This is a genomic window from Kosakonia sacchari SP1 (assembly GCF_000300455.3).
In the GTDB taxonomy this organism is placed as follows: Bacteria; Pseudomonadota; Gammaproteobacteria; order Enterobacterales; family Enterobacteriaceae; genus Kosakonia; species Kosakonia sacchari.
The window spans coordinates 3,674,712-3,699,005 of record NZ_CP007215.2; the positions used below are offsets into that span (position 1 = coordinate 3,674,712).

The window sequence follows — 24,294 nt, forward strand, 5'->3', positions numbered from 1 at the left end:
AACGGTATTACTCACGGTACGCGCGTTGAAGGTTTGATGTAACCACTGATTAACATTTAATCAGCCGCACCCGTGCTCGAAAACGCTCGAATTTACTGGCAGTCCGCCACAATTGCAACTGCCTTCGCTGCGCTTTATGGTTTTTGTTGCTTTGCGTCAATCACCGGGATGCGCCACATAAAGAAAAGCAGACAGGCCAGAATGACCAGTAACAGAATTCGAACCCATAGCATGTTCACGAAATATAATGAAATGGCGAACGTAACCAGGATGACCGCAATCGCGCGCGGCTTCGCGCCCGGTGGCATCGCGCGGTACTGCTGCCAGTGGCGCAGATAGCCGCCAAACCAGGAACGGTAGAGCAACCACTGATGAAAACGCGGCGAAGAGCGGGCGAAGCACCATGCCGCCAGCAATATAAAAGGGGTGGTCGGGAGCAGCGGCAACACCACGCCGAGCGTACCAAGGGCTACCGCCAACCAGCCTATGATGATTAAAATAGTGCGTTGCATAATGCGAATCGTTATCAGGATGAGCGGCTAATGTAGCACAGTCAGGGTGATTTACAGGGGGAAGACGCGTGAAAAGCACCGTGCTTTTACAGAGGCTGGAACAACAACTCGCGACGCTATGCCAGCAGATCGCACCGCTGGCGCAACACGCCACGGTTAGCGCCCGTTTTGACAGGCATCTTTTTCAAACCCGCAGTACGCGGATGCAATCTTATCTTGATGAAAGTACAGCGAATATGGCGGCGTTACGCCACGCGGTTGAGCATGGGCGGGTGGAACAAGTGGTCTGGCTGGCGGAACATTTGACCGCGCAAATCGCGGCGTTGACGCGTGAAAGTGCCGTCTGGTCGTTACGCGAGTGGGATCACGCCTCGCCGGGCATCGCACGCTGGCAGCGCAGACGCCTGAAACATCAGGAGTATGAGCGTCGACTGCTGACGATGAAACAAGAACGCGAACAGCGTTTGCGTTCGGTCACTACGCTTGTTGAACAGCAACAGTTGCAGAAGGAAGTTGAAGTGTTTGCCGGCAGGCTCGCCCGTTGCCGCCATGCGCTGGAGAAGATCGAAGGCGTCCTGACGCGCTTAACCCGTTAACCAAGGAGAGAGAATGTCACTGGAAAATGCCCCGGATGAGGTCAAGCTGGCGGTGGATTTGATTATGTTGCTGGAGCAGCATGATATCGCGCCTGAGCTGGTGCTGAAGGCGCTAGAGATTGTAAAAAAAGACTTTGAAAACAAAAAACTGGCTGCCCCTCTCCCGTAAGAGAGGGGCCATGCTTTTTACTGTGCAACTGACGGTGTCGGATCGTCACCTTTTAGCTCACGCTTCACTTCGGTCAGCTCATCCCCTTTGTCATTACGCAGATGAACTTCCAGCTGATTGAAGGCGATATCAATATTATTCTCGCGACACAGTTTATCGATAGTGCGGTTGAGTTCATCCACCGTATAGCTGCGATCGCGCAGTTCACGCACATACAGACGCAACTCGTGATCCAGCGTGCTGGCGCCAAAAGTAGTGAAGAAGACGGACGGTTCCGGATCGTGCATCACTTTTGGATGCTCCATCGCCGCTTTCAGCAACACTTTTTTCACCTTGTCGAGGTCAGAACCATAGGCCACGCCAATGCGGATCACCACGCGGGTAATGGTATCGGACAATGACCAGTTAATCAGACGTTCAGTGACGAACGCTTTGTTCGGGATGATGACCTCTTTGCGGTCAAAATCGGTAATGGTGGTGGCACGGATACGGATTTTACTGACCGTACCGGAGAAAGTGCCAATGGTTACCGTATCGCCTATGCGCACCGGGCGTTCAAACAGAATAATCAGGCCGGAAACAAAGTTACCGAAAATTTCCTGTAAGCCGAACCCCAGGCCAACCGACAACGCGGCGGCGAGCCATTGGAGTTTGTCCCACGAGACGCCAAGCGAGCCAAACACCGTTAACGCGCCAACGGCAATAATGACGTAATTAAGGATAGTGGTGACGGCATAGGACGAACCCTGTCGCATATTTAGCCGCGAGAGGATCAGCACCTCCAGTAAGCCCGGTAAGTTGCGGATCAGCGCCCATGCCACCACAAAGACAATCACCGCAAACAGCAAGCTGCCAAGCGTCACACTTTTCGTCACCGCCGCGCCAGCTTCAGTGCCGTTGTAATGCCACAAGGTGATACTGTCGAGGTAAGCGAAAACGGTGATCAAATCTGACCAAATCGCCCAGAACACCACGCCAAACAGCGCCACCATTACTAACATGGTGATACGCAGGGTTTGTTGGTTAACCTGCTCCAGCGCAATGGTCGGCTCTTCTTGCGGTTCAGCCCCTTCCGCGCCCTCTTTCACCATGTTCTGCCGACGCGCCAGCGCGCGTCGGTAGGCAATACGACGTGCCGCGACGCTTAAGCCACGAAGTACCGTCTGGTAAAGCAAGTTCCAGATAATGACCAGGTAAACCGTTTCAATCCAGCGCCCGGAGAGGCGCAGCGTGGTGTAGAAATAACCCGTCGCCGTCAGCACCATTAAGGCAATCGGCACAATCGCCAGCACGGTGACCGTCACCAGACGTATGCTGTGCGACTCTTTATCATGCCAGCTTTCGCGGAACATCGGCCACACCAGCGCGGTGATCACCAACAGGTTGATCAGAATGACAAACTGCCCGATCACATCATCCATTAGATGCAGCGGGGAGAGTTCTGATACCACCGACCAGAAATGCAAAGGCAGTAATGCCAGACTGATGCGAACAATCTGCCGACGCCAGTGACTGGTGAGCTGGGCAGGCATATTGAAGTGACTGACCGCCACGCCGTCTTTTTCCAGCACTTTCCAGCACAGGCCAAATACCAGCCAGAACAGCGCCAGTTTTTTACTGAATGCCCACAACAGCTCGCTAATGTTTAGCTGCATGGTTAGCAGGATCAGGCCGACCGCCAGGATCAGCAAACAGACCGGCAAGGCACGAACCAGATCGATAAAAATCGCTTTCGGCGTATGCAACTGGCTATCACTGCGCAATTGCCCAACCTGGGCGGCGAGTTTCGCCTGGTAGCTTTTCAGCCAGCGCAAACGCCAGCGAATCACCCCGGCAATCAGCAATAATGGCAAACCGGCCAGAAAAGCAATGGCCACCGCTGGCCAGGCTTTTTCCCAGTTAACGGTGATTTTGGTGCTTTTAATCTGGTCGCGCAGCGCTTTCGGGAAAGCTTTGAACCACTCCCAGTCCATCGGCTTATTGCTGTTCACCCAGAAGATTTGCTGGGTCAGGATCTCCTGCAAGCTTTTCGACACGCTCATCAATTGCTGCTGATTCACCTGCAAGTTGATAGCCATCATCAGCTGGTTGCCAAGCTGCTTGTTCAGTTGATCAAGCAGTTCGCGGCGCATATCCACCACTTGCAACAGCGCGTCATGGACTTCGTCGTTAACGTCGGCCTGGTGCCCCTCTTCCAGCTTGGCGACAAAGTTATCGCTCTGGAACAGGGCATCGCGCTGCTGATTGATGTCGAACTGCTCAAGACGCAGATCCGCAATGCGGTTGGTCATATCTTCCAGTTCATCCGCCGACGGTAAGGTCTGCTGTTGCTGGTAGAGAATACGCGACAACAGCAAGCTGCCTTTCAATACGGAAATCTGTTCTTTTATATTGCGCTCAGACTGCAACGCACGATCGAGCCAGTTTTTCACCTTGATATTCTGCTGCACCAGCGCGTTACCGCTCTCTGTCGCGGCAATCAATTTCTGACTCAGCTGATGGTTAATATCCAGCTCTTGTTTTACCAGCGGGTTCGCCTGGATGCGCGCCGTTTCGTCCGGCGTGACCGCTTCTTGCGCGGTTTTCTCAGTTAGCGTCAGGCGCTTGCTGTTTACCGCTTCTTGCAATAACTGGAGTTGGTGTTCAAGGCGATTACTGTTCGCAGTGACGTAATCACGCTGCTTCTGCAGCGTATCTTGCAATACCGTGTTGCCTTCGAGGCTTTTGCGCAGCTGTTCGATCTGCGCATTGAGTAATGCCTGCTGTACCAGCAACAGGTTTTGCTGCGAAGGACGCAGTGCGCCCTCGCCCGCCGCAGTGCCGTTCAGACGGTTGCGAATTTGCTGCAGTTGCTGCGAAGCGGAGTACATAGAATTCTGCACACGCTCCGGCTGGGTCTGTAATGACACCAGTTGGCTGTTGTAATTAGATAAGTCGTTTTGCGCGGTTTGCAGATCTTCCAGCAGTTGCGACACGCGCGATTCCAGCTGTCGCAGAGAGAGCGAGGCCAGCGTTTTACGCGTCTCGTCGTCGTTGTCTTTATCATTCAGCGCGTTGAGCGCATCCGTTGCCTGGCGCAGCTTGTCTGGCGCTTGTGCAACTTTCTGTTTGAGCAGCGCGGTTTCTTGCTTGACCCGGTCAATTTTATCGAGCGTGTCCAGCGTCTCCGTTAAATCCTGGATAACCAATTTGTCCTGCGCGGAGTGCTCTTTTTGCTTATTCAGTGCGTCAAGCTGGCTTTGCACATCGGTGCGGGAAGGCAAATCGTTGGTTGTCTGCGCCCGGGCGACGTTACTCGCAAGGCAAATAATGACAAGAAACAATGCGGCGGCAAAAGCGGCGAACGTGTTTCGCGTGCGATAGTTGTGCAACATAATTTGAGCGATCGTTTTCTGTTCGGGAAGGCGGCCGGAATAGCCACACGCGCAAGAATATCACGCTGTTATGCAACAACCTAGCAATGTGAGAAGCCTCCAGGAGAAATCCTGGCGGCTTGCAATTTATGCATTGAGCGCGCGCAGCGTCGGGCAGAGCTGGCACATCTCCAGCAAGACAGAAACGTAATCACGGGCTTCTTTTTTGAGATCAAATGATTGTGGAGCAAAGAGCCAGTTTTCCATAATTCCCGAAACATAGGCGCGTATAAGCACTGCAACGCGGCGGGTTAGTAGATTGTCCGGCAGCAATTTTGCTTGCATACATTCGCGAAGTGTAAGCTCGATTCGATCATAACTTTCCAGGCACAAATTCCGCTGCGCTTCTTGCACAATCGCCATTTCGCCGACAAACTCACATTTGTGAAAAATGATCTCCATCATTAAGCGACGCCGTTCTTCAACAACTGTTGCTTCAAGGATATAAACCAATATTTCTCTTAATACAGAGAGTGGATCGTCGGGGAATTTTGCCCGATACTCAGTCTCAAGATCGCTAATACTGGACTCTGATAGCTCCCATATTTCACTAAACAAATCCGACTTGTTTTTGAAGTGCCAGTAAATCGCGCCGCGAGTCACGCCTGCCGCCTGCGCAATTTCAGCCAGCGACGTTGCAGAAACGCCATTCTGCGAAAACAGACGCATGGCGACATCAAGAATGTGCTGACGAGTCTCCAGCGCCTGTTGTTTGGTTTTTCGTGCCATATGTTGGTGAATTTACAGGAGTCAGATTTACATACATTTGTGAATGTTTGTACCATAGCACGACCATAATATAAACGCAGCAATGGGTTTTTGGGCCATTGATCCATTGATCAATTTGAAATCGGACACTCGAGGTTTACTTATGAACAAAAACAGAGGGTTAACGCCTCTGGCGGTCGTTCTGATGCTTTCGGGCAGCTTAGCGCTTACAGGATGTGACGAAAAACCTGCGCAGCAGGGAGCAGGCCAGATGCCAGAAGTTGGCGTCATAACAGTCAAAACTGAACCTCTGCAAATCACCACAGAACTGCCGGGCAGAACCAGTGCGTACCGCATTGCGGAAGTCCGCCCGCAGGTTAGCGGCATTATTTTAAAACGCAACTTCACCGAAGGCAGTGACGTAGAAGCAGGTGTCTCGCTCTATCAGATTGATCCGGCAACTTATCAAGCGGCTTACGACAGCGCGAAAGGCGATCTTGCTAAAGCGCAAGCTGCTGCGAATATCGCGCAGATGACCGTGAATCGTTATAAAAAACTGATCGGCACCAAGTACATCAGCCAACAGGATTACGATACTGCCCAGGCGGATGCTCAGCAGGCTAATGCGTCGGTTATCGCCGCAAAAGCAGCGGTTGAAAGCGCGCGCATTAATCTGGCTTACACCAAAGTGACCTCGCCAATTAGCGGCCGCACCGGTACGTCAACCGTAACGGAAGGTGCGTTAGTGCAGAGTGGGCAAACGACTGCGCTGACTACCGTGCAGCAGCTTGATCCGATCTATGTTGATGTAACCCAGTCGAGCAACGACTTTCTGCGCCTGAAACAAGAGATGGCAAATGGTTCTCTGAAACAGGAAAACGGCAAAGCGAAAGTGCAGCTGGTCACCAATGACGGCATTCAGTATTCACAAGCCGGTACGCTGGAGTTCTCTGGCGTGACTGTTGACCAAACCACTGGTTCTATCACGCTGCGTGCGGTATTCCCGAACCCTGACCACACTCTGCTGCCGGGCATGTTTGTGCGCGCCAAGCTTGAAGAGGGTGTAAATCCGAACGCGATGCTGGTTCCGCAACAAGGCGTTGCCCGTACGCCGCGTGGCGATGCAACGGTGATGGTTGTAGGCGAAGGCGACAAAGTTGAAATCCGTAATATCACTGCGACTCAGGCCATTGGCGACAAATGGCTCGTAACGGATGGCCTGAAAACCGGCGATCGGGTGATCATCACGGGCTTACAAAAAGTCAAACCAGGCGCGCAGGTGAAAGCGCAGGAAGTGACTTCTGACAATAAAGAGCAAGCCCAGGCCGGCGGCCAGTCAGAAAAACCGAAGTCTTAACTTAAACAGGAGCCGTTAAGACATGGCTAAGTTTTTTATCGATCGCCCCATATTTGCGTGGGTTATCGCGATTATCATCATGCTGGCGGGGGCGCTTTCGATCCTCAAGTTGCCGGTAGCGCAGTATCCGACGATCGCGCCACCGGCAATTCAGATCACGGCTTCCTACCCAGGTGCTGATGCGAAAACGGTGCAGGATACCGTAACGCAGGTTATCGAACAGAACATGAACGGTATCGATAACCTGCTGTATATGTCCTCTGCCAGTGATTCCTCTGGTACGGTGCAGATCACTATCACTTTCGATTCCGGTACTGATGCGGATATTGCGCAGGTTCAGGTGCAGAACAAACTGCAACTGGCGATGCCGTTGTTACCGCAGGAAGTACAGCAGCAAGGTGTTAGCGTTGAGAAATCATCCAGTAGCTTCCTGATGGTTCTCGGTATGATCAGTACTGATGGCTCAATGACGCAGGAAGATATCGCCGACTATGTGGGCGCGACCATTAAAGATCCGGTCAGCCGTACTGCGGGCGTGGGTGATGTTCAGCTGTTCGGTGCGCAGTATGCGATGCGTATCTGGATGGATCCGAACAAACTCAATAACTTCCAACTGACGCCTGTTGACGTGATTACGGCTATTAAAGCGCAGAACGCCCAGGTAGCGGCCGGTCAGTTAGGCGGTACACCGCCGGTGAAAGGGCAGCAGTTGAACGCCTCCATCATCGCGCAGACCCGTCTGACCTCGACCGAAGAGTTTGGCAAAATCCTGCTGAAAGTGAACAGCGATGGCTCGCAGGTTCGTCTGCGTGATGTCGCGAAGATCGAACTGGGCGGCGAAAGCTACGACGTTATCGCCCGCTACAACGGTCAACCGGCAGCCGGTCTGGGGATTAAACTGGCAACCGGCGCGAACGCACTGGATACCGCCGAGGCAGTACGCGCGACTATTGCCAAACTGGAACCGTTCTTCCCGCACGGTCTGAAAGTGGTTTACCCGTATGACACCACCCCGTTCGTTAAGATCTCGATTAACGAAGTGGTGAAAACGCTGGTTGAAGCGATCGTGCTGGTGTTCCTGGTGATGTATTTGTTCCTGCAGAACTTCCGCGCAACGCTTATCCCAACCATCGCGGTGCCGGTGGTGCTGCTCGGGACTTTCGCCATCCTCGCCGCGTTTGGCTACTCGATAAACACCCTCACCATGTTTGGTATGGTGCTGGCGATAGGTCTACTCGTAGACGACGCCATCGTGGTGGTGGAAAACGTCGAGCGTGTGATGATGGAAGAAGGCTTGCCGCCGAAAGAGGCGACACGCCGCTCGATGGAGCAGATTCAGGGCGCGCTGGTCGGTATTGCACTGGTTCTGTCAGCCGTATTTATCCCGATGGCCTTCTTCGGTGGTTCTACCGGCGCTATTTATCGCCAGTTCTCGATCACCATCGTTTCTGCGATGGTGCTCTCTGTACTGGTGGCGTTGATCCTGACGCCAGCGCTGTGCGCCACGATGCTGAAACCGGTCGCAAAAGGCGATCACGGCGAAGGTAAAAAAGGCTTCTTCGGCTGGTTCAACCGTATGTTCGAGAAGAGCACGCACCATTACACCGACAGCGTGGGCAATATTCTGCGCAGCACCGGTCGTTATTTGCTGCTCTATATCATCATCGTTGCGGGCATGGCGGTGCTGTTTGTACGTCTGCCAAGTTCGTTCCTGCCGGATGAAGACCAGGGCGTATTTCTGACCATGGCTCAGTTGCCTGCGGGTGCGACCCAAGAACGTACGCAGAAAGTGCTGGATGAAGTGACGAAGTATTATCTGGAAAACGAGAAAGACAACGTTAACTCCGTCTTTACCGTTAACGGTTTCGGCTTCTCCGGTCGCGGTCAGAACACCGGCCTGGCATTCGTTTCGCTGAAAAACTGGGATGAACGTCCAGGTGAAGCGAACAAGGTGCCTGCGATTGCGGGCCGTGCCAGCGCGCACTTTGCGTCGATTAAAGATGCGATGGTCTTCGCCTTTAACCTGCCAGCGATTGTCGAACTGGGCACGGCTACCGGCTTCGACTTCCAGTTAATCGACCAGGCTAACCTCGGCCATGAGAAGTTAACGCAAGCGCGTAACCAGCTGTTTGGTGAAATCGCGCAGCATCCGGATCTACTGGTCGGCGTGCGTCCTAACGGGCTTGAAGATACACCGCAATTCAAGATCGATATCGATCAGGAAAAAGCGCAGGCACTGGGCGTATCGATTAGCGATATCAACACCACGCTGGGAGCAGCATGGGGTGGTAGCTACGTTAACGACTTCATCGACCGTGGTCGCGTGAAGAAAGTGTACGTGATGTCGCAGGCGAAATACCGCATGCTGCCAAGCGACATCGGTAACTGGTACGTCCGTGCGACCGATGGTCAGATGGTGCCGTTCTCAGCCTTCTCCACAACGCACTGGGAATATGGTTCACCGCGTCTGGAACGTTACAACGGTTTGCCGTCAATGGAACTTCTTGGCCAGGCGGCTCCGGGTAAAAGTACCGGTGAAGCGATGGCAATGATGGAAGAACTGGCCAGCAAGCTGCCTACCGGCATCGGCTATGACTGGACGGGGATGTCCTACCAGGAACGTCTCTCCGGTAACCAGGCGCCAGCGCTGTACGCCATTTCGCTGATTGTGGTCTTCCTCTGTCTGGCGGCACTCTATGAGAGCTGGTCGATTCCGTTCTCGGTCATGCTGGTGGTTCCACTGGGGGTTGTTGGTGCATTGCTGGCGGCGACTTTCCGTGGCCTGACCAATGACGTGTACTTCCAGGTAGGCCTGCTGACAACCATTGGCTTGTCGGCGAAGAACGCGATACTTATCGTCGAATTCGCCAAGGATCTGATGGATAAAGAGGGCAAAGGGCTGATAGAAGCGACGCTCGAAGCAGTACGTATGCGTCTGCGCCCGATCCTGATGACGTCTCTGGCGTTTATCCTTGGGGTACTGCCGTTGGTTATCAGCTCCGGTGCAGGTTCCGGTGCACAGAATGCTGTAGGTACCGGCGTAATGGGTGGGATGATCACCGCAACCGTACTGGCTATCTTCTTCGTTCCGGTGTTCTTTGTGGTGGTCCGCCGCCGCTTTAGCCGCCGCAGCGAAGATATCGAACACGGCCACAAGGTTGAGCACCACTAAGTTTCTCAGTCTCTATATTAGAAAAGGCCGCGCATAGCGGCCTTTTTCACATCAACTTATCCGTCCATAAACGGCCATTAAAAGCATTTATTGTCTCTTTGTTTATTTTATGCTGCAAATATAAGGCATATAATTACTGTGTATTTGGGATAAAACTTTGGTCGCCAGGTAATACTCTTAATTAGCTGGTACAATCAGATTAAGTCAGAAAAATCCTGGTATAAAAATATTCCTATTTGAGGAATAATCTCAATTGCGCTAACTTAATGAATCGTAAGGATGCGCGAACAATAAAGCACATAAACGCGACATTTTATCTTCATTGAGTTGATTGCTATTTCGTCCATTTTGGACAGGAAAACATATTATTTGTAATTTTTCATGATGGCACCATGAAATCCTATTCAGACTAGCTTATAGTTATATCAACATCATAAAGCAGCCTGTGTCTCTGGTCAGAGCAGAAGTTTCCCATCCTGAAACAGCGTTTGGTTAGTAAAAAAATTACCACTCAGAAGGGGATGCGTTATGGACGAATACTCGCCGAAAAGGCATGATATCGCGCAGCTCAAATTTCTCTGCGAAACGTTGTACCATGATTGCCTTGTTAACCTTGAAGAGAGCCATCATGGGTGGGTTAACGATCCTACATCAGCAATCAATTTGCAGTTAAACGAGCTGATAGAACACATAGCCACTTTCGCACTTAATTATAAAATTAAGTACAATGAAGATAATAAGCTGATTGAACTGATAGACGAATACCTCGACGATACGTTTATGTTGTTCAGTAGCTATGGCATAAATACACACGACTTACAGAAATGGCGTAAAACAGGTAACAAATTGTTCCGCAGTTTCGTCAATGTAAGCAAGGCTAATCCTGTTAGCCACTCTTGTTAATTTTTCAACACTAAGGTGAAGGTATGTCCGAAAAACCATTAACAAAAATTGATTATTTGATGCGTTTAAGACGCTGTCAGACAATTGATACTCTTGAACGTGTAATTGAAAAAAATAAATACGAACTTCCCGACGAGGAACTCGCGGTGTTTTATTCAGCAGCGGATCATCGTCTGGCAGAACTGACCATGAATAAGCTTTATGACAAAATCCCCTCCTCCGTGTGGAAGTTTGTACGCTAATTCTCCTGAATGTTTATAGAAGATTTTTCTACCGCAACACGGCGTTCAACCTTGGTGACAGGTGTATCCGCTCCCAATGAATGATGAAAAACAAAAAATGACAGCCGGCCTGCCCTACCGCCCGTCTGATGAAACCTTGCGTGCCGACCGCCTGCGCGCACGGCAGTTGCTTCATCGCTATAACCATTCAGGCCCGGAGGAAAAAGCTGAGCGCAAAGCCATCCTCCAAGATCTTCTTGGTCAAAGTGAAGAGGCTTATATCGAACCCAGTTTCCGCTGTGACTATGGGTACAATATTTTCCTCGGTAAGTCGTTTTACGCTAATTTTGATTGCGTGATGCTCGATGTCTGCCCTATTCATATCGGCGACAATTGCATGCTGGCGCCTGGCGTACATATCTACACGGCAACGCATCCGGTTGATGCCGCGGAACGCATAAGCGGCATTGAATATGGTAAACCCGTCACCATTGGTCATAATGTCTGGATTGGCGGGCGAGCGGTGATTAATCCTGGCGTCACTATCGGGGATAACGCCGTCATTGCTTCCGGTGCGGTTGTGGTTAAAGATGTCCCACCTAATGTGGTCGTCGGCGGTAACCCGGCGCAAATCATCAAGACATTGCCCCCCAGCGCGCTGTAACTGTTATCGTTTTTTGTGGTGAAACTGTTACTTTTTTCATACATGGTGGCAACTTAAAATAGACTGTCCACCTGCAAAACAGTATCAACAAAGGCGTAAGATGACAGAGATACAGCGGCTGCTCACCGAAACGATTGAAGAGATAAATCAGCGCGAGAAACGAGATAACCGGCCGCGCTTCAGCATCAGTTTTATTCGCAATCACCCCGGCTTGTTTATCGGTATGTATCTGGCCTGGCTGGCTACGCTCGCCGTGATGCTGCAATCCGAAACCCTCTCCGGTTCGGTATGGTTGTTGGTTGTCCTGTTCGTCGTGCTAAACGGCTTTTTCTTTTTCGATGTTTACCCGCGCTACAACTACGACGATATCGATGTTCTCGATTTTCGCGTCTGTTATAACGGCGAGTGGTACAACACCCGTTTTGTGCCTGATGGTTTGATTGAGTCCATTCTTCGCTCGCCGAATGTGGACGACGAACACAAAGCGCAGCTACGGAAAATGGTTGAGCGTAAAGGCGAACTCTCTTTTTACGATGTCTTCACCCTAACCCGCCCTGCTGGCGCACAATCAGCCGGTTAAGCGCACTCACCGCCGCCGGAAACCGCGCGGCGGAGGTATTACCGTAACCCAGAACTAGCCCACTTGATGCCGCGTTTTGCTTAAGCCAGAAACGGCTTAATGCATGCGGCGCAAGCTGGAGTTTGTGCGCTTCGCGAACAAGGGCCTGATCGTCAATTCCCGGAATTGATAACGCTAAATGCAACCCACCGCCGCCGCCATAAATATGATATTCAACCCGCATTTCACGGTGTAACGCCTCGAGCAAATGTGCCTGCCGCTTGCGATAGAGACGCCGCATCGCCGCCAGATGGCGCGTGTAATGTCCCTCTTCGATAAAACGCGCCAGCGTCAGTTGCTCCGCCCGGTGGCCGCCGCGCAATAAACTGCCAATAACCGGCGCGGCCGCCTGCGCCAGGGCAGGCGGCATGACCATAAAGCCAATACGCAGCGAGGGAAACAGCGTCTTGCTGAATGTCCCGATATAGACCACCGGCGGATGAGCCACCATGCCGAGCATTGCTGGAATAGGCTCGCCGGGATAGCGGAACTCGCTGTCATAATCATCCTCGATAATCCAGCTTCCCGTGCGACTGGCATAATCCAGCAGCGCCAGCCTTCGGGTGGCACTCATCACCTGGCCTAAGGGATATTGATGCGATGGCGAAGTATAAATAATGCGCGGCGTAGTTGCCGTAATATCCAGTCTCATTCCTTCATTATCGACGCCGATTCCCGTGACATTTAACCCCGCCGATAAAAACGCGGTTTTTGCTCCACCATAGCCAGGCTCTTCCACCCACGCTTCATCACCGGCATCGCACAACAAACGTACACACAGCATCAGTGCTTCCTGCGCACCTTCAGTGATCACAATATGTTCGGCGTCGCAATGAATACCGCGGGAAATTGCCAGATGGCGCGCAATTGCCGCGCGCAGGCGCAGTTCACCGGCTGACGCGCCATAATTCAGTAGCGCGTTGCCCTCGTCGCGCCATACTCGCTCCGTAAGACGCCGCCAGACAGCCAGCGGAAAATAGTTGGCGGCGGGAATGCCAGGAGTAAATGCCAGCGCGGGTGAATAGCGCTGAACACCGCCGGGCAGCTGTTGTACGCCGCGCGCCAGCCTGACCGGTGGTGGCGTCTGCGGTGAACGTTCAACATTTGCCAGTGTGGCGACACGCGTTCCTTGCCGGTCACGCAATACATAGCCTTCCACCGCCAGTTGCTCAAGCGCCGTGTTAACGGTATTACGCGAAAGCACCAACGCTTGCGCCAACACACGCGAACCCGGCAACAGGCTGCCCGATTTTAACCTGCCGTTAAGTATCGCATCACGCAGCGTCAGATAAAGCGTCCGCTGCCGTGTCGCTCCCTCGCGCGCCGCCAGCGGCTGGCGCAGTAGTGCATATAACTCATCGTCCGGAATGTTCATTTCCCGCTCTCAATCGTGGCCCCATAAGACTATAACGGTATGGATCTTTTTAGGGAACCAGCACCACGCTACGCTGGCAGCACATCAAAAGGAGCCACAATGAACGCATTCAACATATATCAACAGCCGATTGGCGCAGCGCTGCCGGACTGGCAACCACGACCTTTCCCCGAGCGCGTAGTGCTGGAAGGCGATTATTGTCGTCTCGAACCCTTGCAGCCAGGCCACGCCGCCGCGCTGTTTCAGGCGCATCAACGTGCGGGCGACAACCGTAGCTGGACATGGTTGTTACGCGAACCCGAACAGGATGAAGCCGCGTTTGGCGCGTGGGTCGCCAGCGTATGCGACCTTCGCGATCAGCTTCATTTTGCCGTCATCGATAAGCCAACCGGTTTGCCGGTTGGCAGCTTATCGTTGATGCGCATTGATGAAAAAAACGGCGTGGTGGAAGTGGGCAGCGTGCATTTTTCGCCCCTGCTAAGCCGTACCCCGGCATCGACAGAAGCCCAATGGTTACTGATGCGCTATGTTTTCGACACACTTGGCTATCGCCGCTATGAGTGGAAATGCAACAGCCTGAACGAACCTTCACGCCAGGCCGCGCTACGCTTAGGTTTTCAGTTTGAAGGCCGCTTTCGTCAGGCATTAGTGAGTAAAGGCCATAACCGCGACACAGACTGGTTTTCAATTATTGATAGTGAATGGCAAGCCGTGGATAGCGCGCTGCAACGCTGGCTTGCCGCCGATAATTTTAGTGCTGACGGCAAGCAGCGTTATTCCCTGGCATCGCTTCGCGCTTAGCGTCTTTTCTTTTTACCCTGCACGGCTTTGAAGCGCGGGTTAGATTTGCAAATCACATACAAACGCCCCTTGCGCTTAACGATTTGGCAGTCAGGGTGGCGTTGCTTCGCGCTACGTAGTGAATTCAGCACCTGCATCATTTACTCCTTCTTATCGGCAAAAAAGCGGCCATAACGCTGCTGGAAACGCGCCGCGCTGCCTTCGTTAGCAATCACTTTCTGTTTACCGGTGTAATACGGGTGCGAAGCGGAAGAGACGTCAATCGTGACGTACGGATACGTCACGCCTTCCAGTTCAATTTCGCGGTCCGTTTTAATGGTCGAACCCACTTTGAAATACTCATTGGCGCTGGTGTCGTGAAACACAACGGTACGGTAATGGGGGTGGATATCAGGTCTCATTCTTCACTCCTTTGTTTTGTTATAACATAACAAAAGTCTATCGAACTAATTTGCCCATTTCAAGCGTTCCGCGTTATGCGTTTTTTGCAAAAGCACATGATCCTGCCCGGTCATAAATTAGAAAATAACGTTATTGGTTGAAGTGTTTGTCGTCAGGCAAGCTGTGACGACACCCAAATGTGAGGAAAAGAAAATGCGCTGTTGTTGCCCCCGACCCCTGAGCCAAAACCGACATCTTTTTAACGTCCCCGGAGATCACAATGACCGCGACAACCCTGCCTATTCTCGATCTCGCCCGCTATACGCAACGCGCTGAGCGCGACACTTTTCTTGCCGACCTGCGCCATGCCGCGCGCGATATCGGCTTCTTTTACCTTATTAACCACGGCGTGGATGACGCGCTGCAGCAGGCTGTCCAGCACGAAGCCCGGCAATTTTTCGCGCTTTCTGATGAGCAAAAACAGCAAGTGGCGATGATCCACTCCCCGCATTTTCGGGGCTACAACCGCGCAGCATCAGAAATCACCCGCGGGCTGCCTGACTGGCGCGAACAGTTTGATATTGGCGCGGAGCGCCCAGCCTTGCAGCTCAGTGAAAATGATCCGCGCTGGCGGCGGTTACAAGGCCCAAACTTGTGGCCGACGGCGCAACCGACGCTAAAACCCGCCCTGCTTAACTGGCAACAGGCAATGACCAACATGGCAATCACCTTGCTGCGTGCCTTTGCCGAAGCGCTGCACCTGCCAGCCAACGCCTTTGATGCGCTCTACGGCAGCAAGCCCAACGAACACATCAAACTGATCCGCTATCCCGGCCAGCAAAACACGCAAAGCTCACAGGGTGTCGGTGCGCATAAAGATTCGGGTTTCCTCAGTTTCCTGCTGCAGGACGAGCAAAAAGGATTGCAGGTCGAAGTCGAACCTGGTCGCTGGGTAGATGCGTTACCGCTCTCTGGCAGCTTTGTGGTCAATATTGGCGAGTTGCTGGAGCTGGTGACAAACGGTTATCTGCGCGCCACCGTGCACCGCGTGGTATCGCCCCCGGCCGGTCAGCAGCGCCTCTCTATCGCCTTTTTCCTCGGCGCGCAACTGGATGCCGTCGTCCCGCTTTACACACTGCCACCTGAGCTGGCACAGGAAGCGCGCGGGCCAGAGAGCGACCCACAAAATCCGCTACTGCGCGACGTAGGATGGAACTACCTGAAAGGGCGTCTGCGCTCCCACCCGGATGTGGCGGAACGCTATTACCGCGATGTGCTGCGCGAACGCACAGAACAACTGATCGTCTAATAACAACACAGGAACACACATCATGAAACATGCCGCATTCGCTCTGGCAGGGGTTGCACTGTCTCTTTCACTGGCCTGGTCTTCCGCCCAGGCTGCCGCCCTGCGCGTTGCTGCCGACCCGGTGCCACACGCAGAAATCCTTAACTACATCAAAAAGATCGACCCAAAACTGGATCTGCAAGTTGTCGAGCTAACCAGTGGTGCTAACGCCAACGAACTGCTGGCGAACGGCGACGTCGATGCGAACTATTTCCAGCATGTTCCTTACCTGAAGGATCAGGAAAAAGCACTGGGTAAAACCTTTGCCGTCGCCGCGACGGTCCATATCGAACCTCTGGGTATTTACTCGCACAAATATAAAGATTTCAAATCGCTGCCCAACAACGCCACCGTAGCCGTTCCGAACAACGCGACTAACCTGAGCCGCGCGCTGTTCCTGCTACAAGCTCAGGGGCTAATAAAGCTCAACAGTAAGTTCACCGACCCGGCAACTACGCAGGCAACACCGAAAGATATTGCCGACAACCCAAAACATCTGAAGATCCTCGAGATCGAATCACCGCAGATCCCACGCTCGCTGGATGATGTCGATCTGGCAGTCATTAACGGTAACTACGCGCTGGAAGCCGGGTTAACCCCGGCGAAAGATGCGCTCGGCCTGGAGAGCGCGAGCCACAACCCGTATGCCAATATTCTGGTTACCAATCCGCAGTTGGCTAACGATCCGCGCATCAAAGAGCTGGCGAAAGATCTCACTTCGCCGCAGGTGGCGGAGTTTATCCGTAAGCAATATAACGGCTCGGTGATCCCGGTCGCGCCGCAGTCATGATAGAGATTGAAGGGCTGAGTAAAACCTATGCCGGTACAGGCCGACCGGCGTTGAAAGAGGTCTCGCTGAGCGTACCAAAGGGGGCGATTTACGGCATCCTTGGGCGCAGTGGCGCGGGCAAAAGCACGCTAATTCGCTGCCTTAACTTGCTGGAGCGGCCCACAGCGGGCCGCATTATTGTCAACGGCAACGACATCACGCAGTTAGACAAAGCGGCATTGCGCGAGCATCGCCTGCGCACCGGCATGATTTTCCAGCACTTCAATTTACTGCATGCGCGCACGGTGGCCGACAACATCGCCGTGCCGCTCGACATCGCTGGCGTCGCAAAAGCGCAGCGCCAGGCGCGGGTTGAAGAGCTGCTCTGGCTGGTCAGCTTAAGTGAAAAAGCCGATGCCTTTCCCTCGCAGCTTTCCGGCGGGCAAAAACAGCGCGTCGGTATCGCCCGTGCGCTGGCAACAAGGCCAGACGTGCTGCTGTGCGATGAAGCCACCAGTGCGTTAGATCCACAAACCACCGCATCCGTGCTTGAGCTACTGGCAGATATCAACCAAAAACTGAAACTCACCATTGTGCTAATCACTCACGAGCTGGAAGTAGTGAAAACCCTGTGCGATCACGCCGCGCTGCTGGAAAACGGCGAGTTAATCGAGAGCGGAAAAATCGCCGATTTGCTGGTCGCACCGTGGTCAAAACTGCGCCAGGCGCTATTGCACGATCCAAAAGCCGAACAGGCGTTTTTGGCCCGTCATGGTTTCAACGGGAGGCCATTATGCGTGGTCGCATGAGCTGGGACGATCTCTGGCCGCTGCTACTTAACGGCACGCTGGAGACGATTTATATGGTTGGGCTGGCGGCCTTTTTCACCGTACTGATCGGTTTGCCCGTCGGCGTGCTGTTATTTGTCTCCCGCGGGAACGGGCTGGCGCCAATGCCAAAACTAAATGCCTTGCTGGGTGCGGTGATTAACGTTGGCCGCTCACTACCTTTTATTGTGCTGCTGATTGCGCTCATTCCCTTTACCCGCGCGCTGATTGGCACCACGCTTGGCAGCACGGCTGCCGTGGTGCCGGTCACCATCGGCGCGTTTCCCTTCTTCGCACGGTTAACGGAAAACGCGCTCGATGAAGTGGATTACGGGCGTATTGAGGCCATTCTCTCGATGGGTGGTAATCTGTGGCATGTGATTGCCAAAGCGCTGCTGCCGGAGGCGTTACCCACACTGCTGGCGAGTATCACGCTTACTATCGTTATGCTGATTGGTTTCTCGTCGATGGCTGGCGTAATTGGCGGCGGCGGTCTTGGCGATTTGGCGATTCGTTACGGCTATCAGCGGTTTAACGATCAGGTGATGGTCGGCACGGTAGTGATTCTGGTGGCGCTAGTTCAGGGGGTACAAATGGCGGGCGACAGGCTGGTGCGCCGCCTGGCGCACCGACGATAAGATTACTCTTGCGCCTCTTTACCCACCAGCAAGGTGGTCAGCACAAACGACAGGACAAGCGCGATGATCACACCTGAAACCGCAAAGACAAAGTACGGGCCAATATAGGCCGGCAGGCTGAAAATGCTCGACAAAATATAGCCATACAGCCGTACGCCGAAGAAAGCGATGAACGCAGAGGCCAGCGAGCTTGCGACGGTGGCAGCAATAAAGGCTTTTTTGTAGCGCGTCAGTACGCCAAACAGCGCCGGTTCTGTTATCCCCAGCAGCGCGGAGATGGCCGCCGACAGCGTAACGGTTTTATCCTGGCGGTTTTTACTCAGCCGCCAGATAGCAAACGTGGCCCCGGCAATCGCCATGTTTGCCATAAACATCATCGGCATCAGCATGTCGTAACCGCGCTCGCTAAAGTTCTGTAAGGCAATCGGCGTCATTGCATGGTGCATCCCGGTGAGGATCGCTACCGGCCGAATCGCGCCGACAATCAGCCCGGCAAAACTCGCCGACACGCCAAACAGCCCTTCAATAAACCACGCCAGCGCTTTGCCCAGGTAAATGCCAATCGGGCCAATCACCACTAGCGCCGCCAGCGCGCCGAGAAACAGCGTCAACGTTGGGGTAAAAACGGTTTTCAACACATCGGGCATGATGCTATCGACCCAGCGATGAATGTAACTCAGCGCGAGGATCGAGAAGATAACCGGGATGACGCTGGCCGAGTAGTTAAATACCGACACCGGCAGTGCGTTAAACAGCCAGAACGCGCTTATCGCACCATCCTTATGTGCCGCTAACGCTTTTGCCGCCTCAATTAGCGACGGATACATCAGGCAAGCGGCAACCGCCGCCGCGAGGTATTCATTGGTCTTGAATATTTTTGCCGCCGAAACCGCGAGGAAAAACGGCAGAAAATAGAAAACGCCGCTGGCGATAAGATCGATAACCATCACCGTATCGCTTTTCGCCGACACCACTTTTAGCGCAATCAACCCGGCCAGCAGCCCTTTGATCATCCCCGCGCCAGCAATGGCGGGCACAATCGGCCCAAACACGCCGGATACCGTATCCATAAACATCGACACCAGGCTTTTGCGCGCTTTCCCCTGCCCTGCGGTTTGTTCTGACGTTTTGCCCAGCATAGCCAGCAGTTGTTCGTACCAGCTATTCACTTTTGGGCCAATCACAATCTGGAACTGGTCGCTTTGCAGTTGCGCCCCCAGCACGCCCGGCAGTTTTTTGATTTCGTTCTGATCCACTTTATCGTCGTCGATCAGGTCAAAACGTAAGCGTGTCATACAGTGCCAGACGTTGTTGATATTATCCCGTCCGCCCACCAGGCGAATAATATTGCCGATGGCTTCTTGCGTCCCCATAAAAACTCCTGCCGGATGTTGTCGTTTTAATCATTGCCACAAATGGTAGAGAAAGCCAAATATTAAAACAAACCAATAAAATATGAATTGCGTCACAATTAGCAATTAACAAGCAACGAAAACACATCAAACCTTAAATTGGTTCGGTTTTTAATTAAAAACGAAAGTAATAACTGACCAAAAAATTTATTCAACAAAACAGTTTACCTTTCGCCAAAATTAGGGCGAAGATAATAGCCCTCACTCGCTTATCTCACGTTGTAAAGGAGCTCCCGTGACGCCCACGCTTATCCAGAATATCGAATGTTTTATTACCCGACCCGACCGCCACAACCTGGTGGTAGTGCGGGTGACAACCGATAAAGGCATCACAGGGCACGGTTGCGCCACCTTTCAGCAACGTCCGCTGGCGGTAAAAACGCTGGTCGATGAATATCTGAAACCCTTGTTGATTGGCCGCGATGCCAACCATATTGAAGATCTCTGGCAAATGATGAACGTCAACGCCTACTGGCGTAACGGCCCCATCATGAATAACGCCATCTCCGGCGTTGATATGGCGCTGTGGGATATCAAAGGTCAGTTGGCGGGCATGCCGCTGTATCAATTGCTCGGCGGGAAATCACGTGATGCCATTGCCGCTTACAGCCATGCCAGTGGCGAAACGCTGGAAGAGTTATTTACTGCGGTCGATAAACTGGCAGCTCAGGGCTACCGGCATATTCGCTGCCAGCTCGGTTTTTACGGCGGTACGCCTGCGCAACTGCATACGCCGGAAAATCCCACAACCGGCGCCTATTTTGATCAGCAGGAGTACATGGCCAACACCGTGGCGATGTTTAAAGCGTTGCGGGAAAAATACGGTTATCGCCTGCAGATCCTGCACGATGTTCACGAGCGCTTATTCCCGCAGCAGGCGGTGCAACTGGCGAAGCAACTTGAGCCGTATCAGCCTTATTTTATTGAAGATATTCTGCCGCCAGCGCAAAGCGCCTGGCTAGATCAAGTGCGCCAGCACAGCAGCGCACCGCTGGCGATGGGTGAGCTGTTTAACAACCCGGCGGAGTGGCACGAGTTGATTGTGAATCGCCGCATCGATTTTATCCGCTGCCACATTTCACAAATTGGCGGCATCACACCGGCATTAAAACTGGCGATTCTGTGCCAGGCATTTGGCGTACGACTGGCCTGGCACGGGCCTGGAGATATGACGCCCATTGGTGTGGCGGTGAACACGCATTTGAATATTCATCTGCATAATGCGGCGATCCAGGAGTATATCCCCCGTTCCGCCAGCACAGACGCGGTTTTTCCTGGCGCGCCGGAAGTTAAAGATGGGTTCGTTTACGCGCCGGAAAAACCGGGCATTGGTGTGAGTTTTGACGAACAGCAAGCGCTGGCTCGCCCTGGTATCTATCGCCCACATGAGTGGACGCAAAGCCGCCTTGCCGACGGCGCCATCCACACGCCGTAACGTCAGCCGCCGCCCTGGCGGAAGGTGAGATTTTCGCGGTTATGCGGGATGACATACGTGCAGGTGTAGTTGATATCAATAATGTCGCTGATCTCATACACCTGTCCGCCTTCCAGGATGCCGCGATTACTGATGTGCATTGCCGGGCTGCCCTTTTTACATCCCAACAGCGCCGCCTGTTCGCGACTCACGCTCACCGCCCGGTAGGTGGTCAGCAGATGTGAAATCCGGTAGCCTTTGCCCAGCACATACTGCTGGATCGAGCGTTCAATGACCTGCTGGTTGAGATCGGCAAACCCTTCCACCGGCATGCGGGAAATCTCAATCTGTACCGCTTGTTCGTCGACAAACCGCAAGCGGCAAAACTGCCAGATAAAGCTCTCCTCGTTCAGGCCAAAGATTTGCTGTTCATCGCGATCCGGGCGCTTTTTATGCAGGCTAATCATGCGGAAACGAATCTGATCAAAACGCTTTTCGGTAATGGAGTTGTAAACCAGCGGATTGTTGCGCGCCTGCTCGTTAATCCAGATGCCGGAACCCTGCACAATATTCACCACACCAATACTCGCGAGTTTTTCCAGCGCCTGTCGGATGGTAAAGCGTGAAACGCCATACTCCTGAGCCAATTGGCGTTCAGGTGGGAGTTTGCGCGGGCCAGGCGCACTGATTTGATAAATTTTGCTTAGCAAATCCTGGGTCACAAACTCTTTTTTCTTCATCCTTTCTTTCCTGAAAGAAAACAATCGCTGCCGCGTGTTATAACATCAGCGGCTAAAAGATACTCCTCGTTTATCAGTATCAAAGAAGGATTTTTGATCATGACCAACCGACGACTGATGAGTCTTGCGACAGTTGCTCTGGTGCTCGCCATTTTCCTGCCGGTGAGCCTGAGTATCTGGATGAGTCACCGCCAGGCTGAAGAAAACTTTATGAATGATCTGGACATGTACTCCACTCTGGCAGAAATGCGTAGCCAACGCGTCATCAACCAGAGTAAAGCCGCGCTTCGTGAGCTGGATGCCTACGATGGCGCGTCCTGTACACCAGAACATTTGTTGGCGATGCGGCGTATTTCTTATTCGTGGCGCTATGTGCGTGAAGTGCTGTATATCGATGGGCTGCAACCGCTCTGCTCATCACTGCAAGCCGATAGCCACATTCCACCTTTCCCCGAGCCTGGAAAAATCACCTCCGATGGTTTTCGCGCCTGGCTGACTCGCCATAACGATTTGGGTCTGGCGAAATATATGGTCGCGATCGGCAGCGCGCATTATGTGGTGATGGTCGATCCGACGTCGTTTATTGATATTTTGCCGCATGGCACTTCCCCCGTTTATATCGCGCTTATCAATACCAAAACGCACCAGCGCATTGCCGGAAGCCCCCGGCTGACTGCGGCCAGGCTGGCACAAATAAACCAGCAGGGACCAACGCGCATCATGACCAATGGCGAGGTCTACCGGATCCAACGGGATGAGGACATGGGGCTGGCAATTGTCACCTGGATGGCGATTGCGCCGCTGGAAAAAAACTGGCACCGATTATTGATGGTTTGGTTGCCACTCGGTTTGCTGGTAAGCCTGCTGCTCGCTTTTGTCATGTTAAGGCTGCTGCGCCGTTTGCATTCACCGCGCGCGCAGTTGCAGGACGCTATTCACAGACGCGAAATTACTGTGTTTTTTCAACCCATTGTTGAGCTTGATAACGGCAAGATAGTCGGCGCTGAGGCGCTGGCACGCTGGCGGCAGAAAGATGGCAGTTACCTTGCACCAGATATTTTTATTCCCCTGGCGGTGCACAGCGGCCTGATGCCACAGCTGACAAAACTGGTGATCGAAACCGTGTTTTCCACCCTCGGATCCTGGCTGCACCAACACCCGGATCAGCATATTTCGATTAACCTTGAGCCTGCTGATCTGCTTGATCCCACCCTGCCGGATCTGCTGGCGCGTTTGATCGCCCACTGGCAGCTCTCACCATCACAAATCGCCCTTGAACTCACCGAACGCGGTTTCGCCGATCCGGCGGTGAGTGGCCCGGCAATCAACGCGCTGCGCTCCGCCGGACACGCAATTTATATTGATGACTTTGGCACCGGCTATTGCAGCCTGAGCTACCTGCAAAATCTGGATGTCGACATCATCAAAATCGATAAATCGTTTGTCGATGCGCTGGAGTACAAAGCCGTGACGCCGCACATTATCGATATGGCCAAAGCGCTCAGGCTGGCGATGGTGGCGGAAGGCATTGAAACCGAAGGCCAGCTTCAGTGGCTAAAGAAGTATGGCGTGGAGTACGGCCAGGGCTGGCTCTACAGCAAAGCGCTGCCGCCTGACGCGTTTATTGAGTGGGCGGAAAACAACCTGCGCGCCGCCTAGTTTTGCTACTGTTAAAAGTGGTTTAACACGCGGAGGAAGCATGATGAAAAAGCAATCCTGGCCGCTGCATGATGTCCGGCACTGGCTGGAGCCTGGCCCGGTGGTACTGCTCAGCAGCCACTGGCAAGGGCAAAGCAATATTATGACGCTGGGCTGGCACACGATTCTGGAGTTTTCGTCGTCGCTGGTGGGCTGCATGATCTCAGCGGGAAACGCCAGTTTTGCGCGCATTCGCCAGAGCGGTGAATGTGTGATTAACCTGCCGGAAGCCAGCATGATCGATACCGTTTCACGCATCGGTAACTGCACCGGCGATGAGGTCGATAAGTTCGCAGAATTTGGCCTGACGGCAGAAAAAAGTGACAAGGTTAGCGCGCCGTCGATAAAAGAGTGCTTCGGGCAGTTCGAGTGTCGGCTCTACGATGACACAATGGTGGATAACTATAACTTCTTTATTTTTGAAGTGGTTGCCGCGCGGGTTAACCCCCAGCCGGAGTGGCCACAAACCCTGCATTATGTCGGCGGGGGGGTATTTCGTACCGATGGCGACGTGCTGGAACGCAAGGCGCTGTTTACCAAAGTGTCCTGAGCGGCTA

24 protein-coding genes are annotated in these 24,294 nt (G+C 53.1%); 16 read left to right on the forward strand and 8 right to left on the reverse strand.

Annotation, left to right across the window (positions count from 1 at the left end; translation table 11 throughout):
• Positions 1-134 precede the first annotated feature (134 nt).
• A complete protein-coding gene (locus tag C813_RS40420; RefSeq protein ID WP_017459998.1) occupies positions 135-512 on the reverse strand; it encodes a DUF454 family protein in 378 nt (125 codons plus the stop codon).
• Between the two features lie 68 nt (positions 513-580).
• Here C813_RS40420 and priC point away from each other — a divergent pair, with 68 nt between their 5' ends.
• Both priC and rsmS read left to right on the forward strand, forming a co-directional pair.
• The gene (priC, locus tag C813_RS40425) at positions 581-1,108 is read left to right on the forward strand and encodes a primosomal replication protein N'' (protein WP_017459997.1); all 528 of its coding nucleotides are present in this window, start codon (positions 581-583) and stop codon (positions 1,106-1,108) included.
• Positions 1,109-1,121: 13 nt separating this feature from the next.
• Positions 1,122-1,277 (forward strand): pleiotropic regulatory protein RsmS, encoded by a 156-nt coding sequence (rsmS, locus tag C813_RS40430; RefSeq protein WP_017459996.1) that lies wholly within the window; start codon positions 1,122-1,124, stop codon positions 1,275-1,277.
• A gap of 17 nt (positions 1,278-1,294) precedes the next feature.
• Here the strand turns inward: rsmS and mscK are convergent, their stop codons facing one another.
• The gene (mscK, locus tag C813_RS40435) at positions 1,295-4,651 is read right to left on the reverse strand and encodes a mechanosensitive channel MscK (RefSeq protein WP_017459995.1); all 3,357 of its coding nucleotides are present in this window, start codon (positions 4,649-4,651) and stop codon (positions 1,295-1,297) included.
• Positions 4,652-4,777: 126 nt separating this feature from the next.
• A complete protein-coding gene (gene acrR / locus C813_RS40440) occupies positions 4,778-5,419 on the reverse strand; it encodes a multidrug efflux transporter transcriptional repressor AcrR (protein ID WP_017459994.1) in 642 nt (213 codons plus the stop codon).
• A 142-nt stretch (positions 5,420-5,561) separates the two neighbouring features.
• On the opposite strand from acrR, the gene acrA reads away from it, so the two are divergent.
• From acrA to C813_RS40470, 6 genes are all read left to right on the forward strand, one after another.
• The gene (acrA, locus tag C813_RS40445) at positions 5,562-6,755 is read left to right on the forward strand and encodes a multidrug efflux RND transporter periplasmic adaptor subunit AcrA (protein ID WP_017459993.1); all 1,194 of its coding nucleotides are present in this window, start codon (positions 5,562-5,564) and stop codon (positions 6,753-6,755) included.
• 22 nt (positions 6,756-6,777) lie between these two features.
• On the forward strand, positions 6,778-9,927 hold the full coding sequence (gene acrB, locus C813_RS40450) for a multidrug efflux RND transporter permease subunit AcrB (RefSeq protein ID WP_017459992.1): 3,150 nt from the start codon (positions 6,778-6,780) through the stop codon (positions 9,925-9,927).
• A 528-nt stretch (positions 9,928-10,455) separates the two neighbouring features.
• The gene (tomB, locus tag C813_RS40455) at positions 10,456-10,830 is read left to right on the forward strand and encodes an Hha toxicity modulator TomB (RefSeq protein WP_017459991.1); all 375 of its coding nucleotides are present in this window, start codon (positions 10,456-10,458) and stop codon (positions 10,828-10,830) included.
• A 23-nt stretch (positions 10,831-10,853) separates the two neighbouring features.
• Positions 10,854-11,072 (forward strand): HHA domain-containing protein, encoded by a 219-nt coding sequence (locus tag C813_RS40460; RefSeq protein WP_017459990.1) that lies wholly within the window; start codon positions 10,854-10,856, stop codon positions 11,070-11,072.
• A gap of 76 nt (positions 11,073-11,148) precedes the next feature.
• Positions 11,149-11,715: a maltose O-acetyltransferase gene (maa, locus tag C813_RS40465; protein ID WP_017459989.1), complete on the forward strand. Its 567-nt coding sequence runs from the start codon at positions 11,149-11,151 to the stop codon at positions 11,713-11,715.
• A 100-nt stretch (positions 11,716-11,815) separates the two neighbouring features.
• Complete coding sequence (locus C813_RS40470) at positions 11,816-12,295, forward strand: YlaC family protein (protein WP_017459988.1); 480 nt, start codon at positions 11,816-11,818, stop codon at positions 12,293-12,295.
• On the opposite strand, the gene pdxR is transcribed toward C813_RS40470, so the two are convergent.
• On the reverse strand, positions 12,255-13,709 hold the full coding sequence (gene pdxR / locus C813_RS40475) for a MocR-like pyridoxine biosynthesis transcription factor PdxR (protein WP_017459987.1): 1,455 nt from the start codon (positions 13,707-13,709) through the stop codon (positions 12,255-12,257). The two genes, C813_RS40470 and pdxR, sit on opposite strands and share 41 nt — an antisense overlap.
• 99 nt (positions 13,710-13,808) lie before the next feature.
• Here pdxR and C813_RS40480 point away from each other — a divergent pair, with 99 nt between their 5' ends.
• Complete coding sequence (locus C813_RS40480) at positions 13,809-14,510, forward strand: GNAT family N-acetyltransferase (RefSeq protein ID WP_017459986.1); 702 nt, start codon at positions 13,809-13,811, stop codon at positions 14,508-14,510.
• Here C813_RS40480 and ykgO read toward each other — a convergent pair.
• Together ykgO and C813_RS40490 are read right to left on the reverse strand one after the other, a co-directional pair.
• On the reverse strand, positions 14,507-14,647 hold the full coding sequence (ykgO, locus tag C813_RS40485; protein WP_025263710.1) for a type B 50S ribosomal protein L36: 141 nt from the start codon (positions 14,645-14,647) through the stop codon (positions 14,507-14,509). The two genes, C813_RS40480 and ykgO, sit on opposite strands and share 4 nt — an antisense overlap.
• A 3-nt stretch (positions 14,648-14,650) precedes the next feature.
• A complete protein-coding gene (locus tag C813_RS40490) occupies positions 14,651-14,911 on the reverse strand; it encodes a type B 50S ribosomal protein L31 (protein WP_017459984.1) in 261 nt (86 codons plus the stop codon).
• A 260-nt stretch (positions 14,912-15,171) separates the two neighbouring features.
• On the opposite strand from C813_RS40490, the gene C813_RS40495 reads away from it, so the two are divergent.
• From C813_RS40495 to C813_RS40510, 4 genes are read left to right on the forward strand one after another with little or no spacing between them, the layout of a single operon-like run.
• Entirely contained in the window at positions 15,172-16,200 is a 1,029-nt protein-coding gene (locus C813_RS40495) for an isopenicillin N synthase family dioxygenase (RefSeq protein ID WP_017459983.1), read from the forward strand.
• Between the two features lie 22 nt (positions 16,201-16,222).
• Positions 16,223-17,029 (forward strand): MetQ/NlpA family ABC transporter substrate-binding protein, encoded by an 807-nt coding sequence (locus tag C813_RS40500; protein WP_017459982.1) that lies wholly within the window; start codon positions 16,223-16,225, stop codon positions 17,027-17,029.
• On the forward strand, positions 17,026-17,817 hold the full coding sequence (locus C813_RS40505) for a methionine ABC transporter ATP-binding protein (RefSeq protein WP_017459981.1): 792 nt from the start codon (positions 17,026-17,028) through the stop codon (positions 17,815-17,817). Before C813_RS40500 ends, C813_RS40505 begins: the two co-directional genes overlap by 4 nt.
• Positions 17,814-18,473 carry a methionine ABC transporter permease gene (locus C813_RS40510; protein ID WP_167579020.1) on the forward strand — a complete coding sequence of 220 codons (660 nt, stop codon included), beginning with the start codon at positions 17,814-17,816 and terminating at the stop codon, positions 18,471-18,473. The genes C813_RS40505 and C813_RS40510 overlap by 4 nt, the downstream gene beginning before the upstream one ends.
• A gap of 2 nt (positions 18,474-18,475) precedes the next feature.
• Here the strand turns inward: C813_RS40510 and C813_RS40515 are convergent, their stop codons facing one another.
• On the reverse strand, positions 18,476-19,846 hold the full coding sequence (locus C813_RS40515; protein ID WP_017459979.1) for a PTS transporter subunit EIIC: 1,371 nt from the start codon (positions 19,844-19,846) through the stop codon (positions 18,476-18,478).
• A 274-nt stretch (positions 19,847-20,120) separates the two neighbouring features.
• Between C813_RS40515 and C813_RS40520 the strand changes: the two genes are divergently transcribed.
• The gene (locus tag C813_RS40520) at positions 20,121-21,320 is read left to right on the forward strand and encodes an enolase C-terminal domain-like protein (RefSeq protein ID WP_017459978.1); all 1,200 of its coding nucleotides are present in this window, start codon (positions 20,121-20,123) and stop codon (positions 21,318-21,320) included.
• Positions 21,321-21,322: 2 nt separating this feature from the next.
• Here C813_RS40520 and C813_RS40525 read toward each other — a convergent pair whose 3' ends face one another.
• Entirely contained in the window at positions 21,323-22,039 is a 717-nt protein-coding gene (locus tag C813_RS40525; protein ID WP_017459977.1) for a GntR family transcriptional regulator, read from the reverse strand.
• Positions 22,040-22,138: 99 nt separating this feature from the next.
• On the opposite strand from C813_RS40525, the gene C813_RS40530 reads away from it, so the two are divergent.
• Positions 22,139-23,698 carry an EAL domain-containing protein gene (locus C813_RS40530; protein ID WP_017459976.1) on the forward strand — a complete coding sequence of 520 codons (1,560 nt, stop codon included), beginning with the start codon at positions 22,139-22,141 and terminating at the stop codon, positions 23,696-23,698.
• A 43-nt stretch (positions 23,699-23,741) separates the two neighbouring features.
• A complete protein-coding gene (locus C813_RS40535; RefSeq protein ID WP_017459975.1) occupies positions 23,742-24,287 on the forward strand; it encodes a flavin reductase family protein in 546 nt (181 codons plus the stop codon).
• The last annotated feature ends 7 nt before the right edge of the window (positions 24,288-24,294 follow it).

What these genes read in the sequence shown, in the direction of transcription:
- C813_RS40480 (WP_017459986.1), top strand. Translation starts at nt 13,809, where the DNA reads ATGAACGCATTCAACATATATCAACAGCCGATTGGCGCAGCGCTGCCG.
- ykgO (WP_025263710.1), bottom strand. Translation starts at nt 14,647, where the DNA reads ATGCAGGTGCTGAATTCACTACGTAGCGCGAAGCAACGCCACCCTGAC.
- acrA (WP_017459993.1), top strand. Translation starts at nt 5,562, where the DNA reads ATGAACAAAAACAGAGGGTTAACGCCTCTGGCGGTCGTTCTGATGCTT.
- mscK (WP_017459995.1), bottom strand. Translation starts at nt 4,651, where the DNA reads ATGTTGCACAACTATCGCACGCGAAACACGTTCGCCGCTTTTGCCGCC.
- rsmS (WP_017459996.1), top strand. Translation starts at nt 1,122, where the DNA reads ATGTCACTGGAAAATGCCCCGGATGAGGTCAAGCTGGCGGTGGATTTG.
- maa (WP_017459989.1), top strand. Translation starts at nt 11,149, where the DNA reads ATGAATGATGAAAAACAAAAAATGACAGCCGGCCTGCCCTACCGCCCG.
- C813_RS40505 (WP_017459981.1), top strand. Translation starts at nt 17,026, where the DNA reads ATGATAGAGATTGAAGGGCTGAGTAAAACCTATGCCGGTACAGGCCGA.
- acrB (WP_017459992.1), top strand. Translation starts at nt 6,778, where the DNA reads ATGGCTAAGTTTTTTATCGATCGCCCCATATTTGCGTGGGTTATCGCG.
- acrR (WP_017459994.1), bottom strand. Translation starts at nt 5,419, where the DNA reads ATGGCACGAAAAACCAAACAACAGGCGCTGGAGACTCGTCAGCACATT.
- C813_RS40535 (WP_017459975.1), top strand. Translation starts at nt 23,742, where the DNA reads ATGAAAAAGCAATCCTGGCCGCTGCATGATGTCCGGCACTGGCTGGAG.
- C813_RS40525 (WP_017459977.1), bottom strand. Translation starts at nt 22,039, where the DNA reads ATGAAGAAAAAAGAGTTTGTGACCCAGGATTTGCTAAGCAAAATTTAT.
- C813_RS40500 (WP_017459982.1), top strand. Translation starts at nt 16,223, where the DNA reads ATGAAACATGCCGCATTCGCTCTGGCAGGGGTTGCACTGTCTCTTTCA.
- C813_RS40495 (WP_017459983.1), top strand. Translation starts at nt 15,172, where the DNA reads ATGACCGCGACAACCCTGCCTATTCTCGATCTCGCCCGCTATACGCAA.
- C813_RS40515 (WP_017459979.1), bottom strand. Translation starts at nt 19,846, where the DNA reads ATGGGGACGCAAGAAGCCATCGGCAATATTATTCGCCTGGTGGGCGGA.
- C813_RS40490 (WP_017459984.1), bottom strand. Translation starts at nt 14,911, where the DNA reads ATGAGACCTGATATCCACCCCCATTACCGTACCGTTGTGTTTCACGAC.
- pdxR (WP_017459987.1), bottom strand. Translation starts at nt 13,709, where the DNA reads ATGAACATTCCGGACGATGAGTTATATGCACTACTGCGCCAGCCGCTG.
- C813_RS40510 (WP_167579020.1), top strand. Translation starts at nt 17,814, where the DNA reads ATGAGCTGGGACGATCTCTGGCCGCTGCTACTTAACGGCACGCTGGAG.
- C813_RS40530 (WP_017459976.1), top strand. Translation starts at nt 22,139, where the DNA reads ATGACCAACCGACGACTGATGAGTCTTGCGACAGTTGCTCTGGTGCTC.
- C813_RS40460 (WP_017459990.1), top strand. Translation starts at nt 10,854, where the DNA reads ATGTCCGAAAAACCATTAACAAAAATTGATTATTTGATGCGTTTAAGA.
- tomB (WP_017459991.1), top strand. Translation starts at nt 10,456, where the DNA reads ATGGACGAATACTCGCCGAAAAGGCATGATATCGCGCAGCTCAAATTT.
- C813_RS40420 (WP_017459998.1), bottom strand. Translation starts at nt 512, where the DNA reads ATGCAACGCACTATTTTAATCATCATAGGCTGGTTGGCGGTAGCCCTT.
- C813_RS40470 (WP_017459988.1), top strand. Translation starts at nt 11,816, where the DNA reads ATGACAGAGATACAGCGGCTGCTCACCGAAACGATTGAAGAGATAAAT.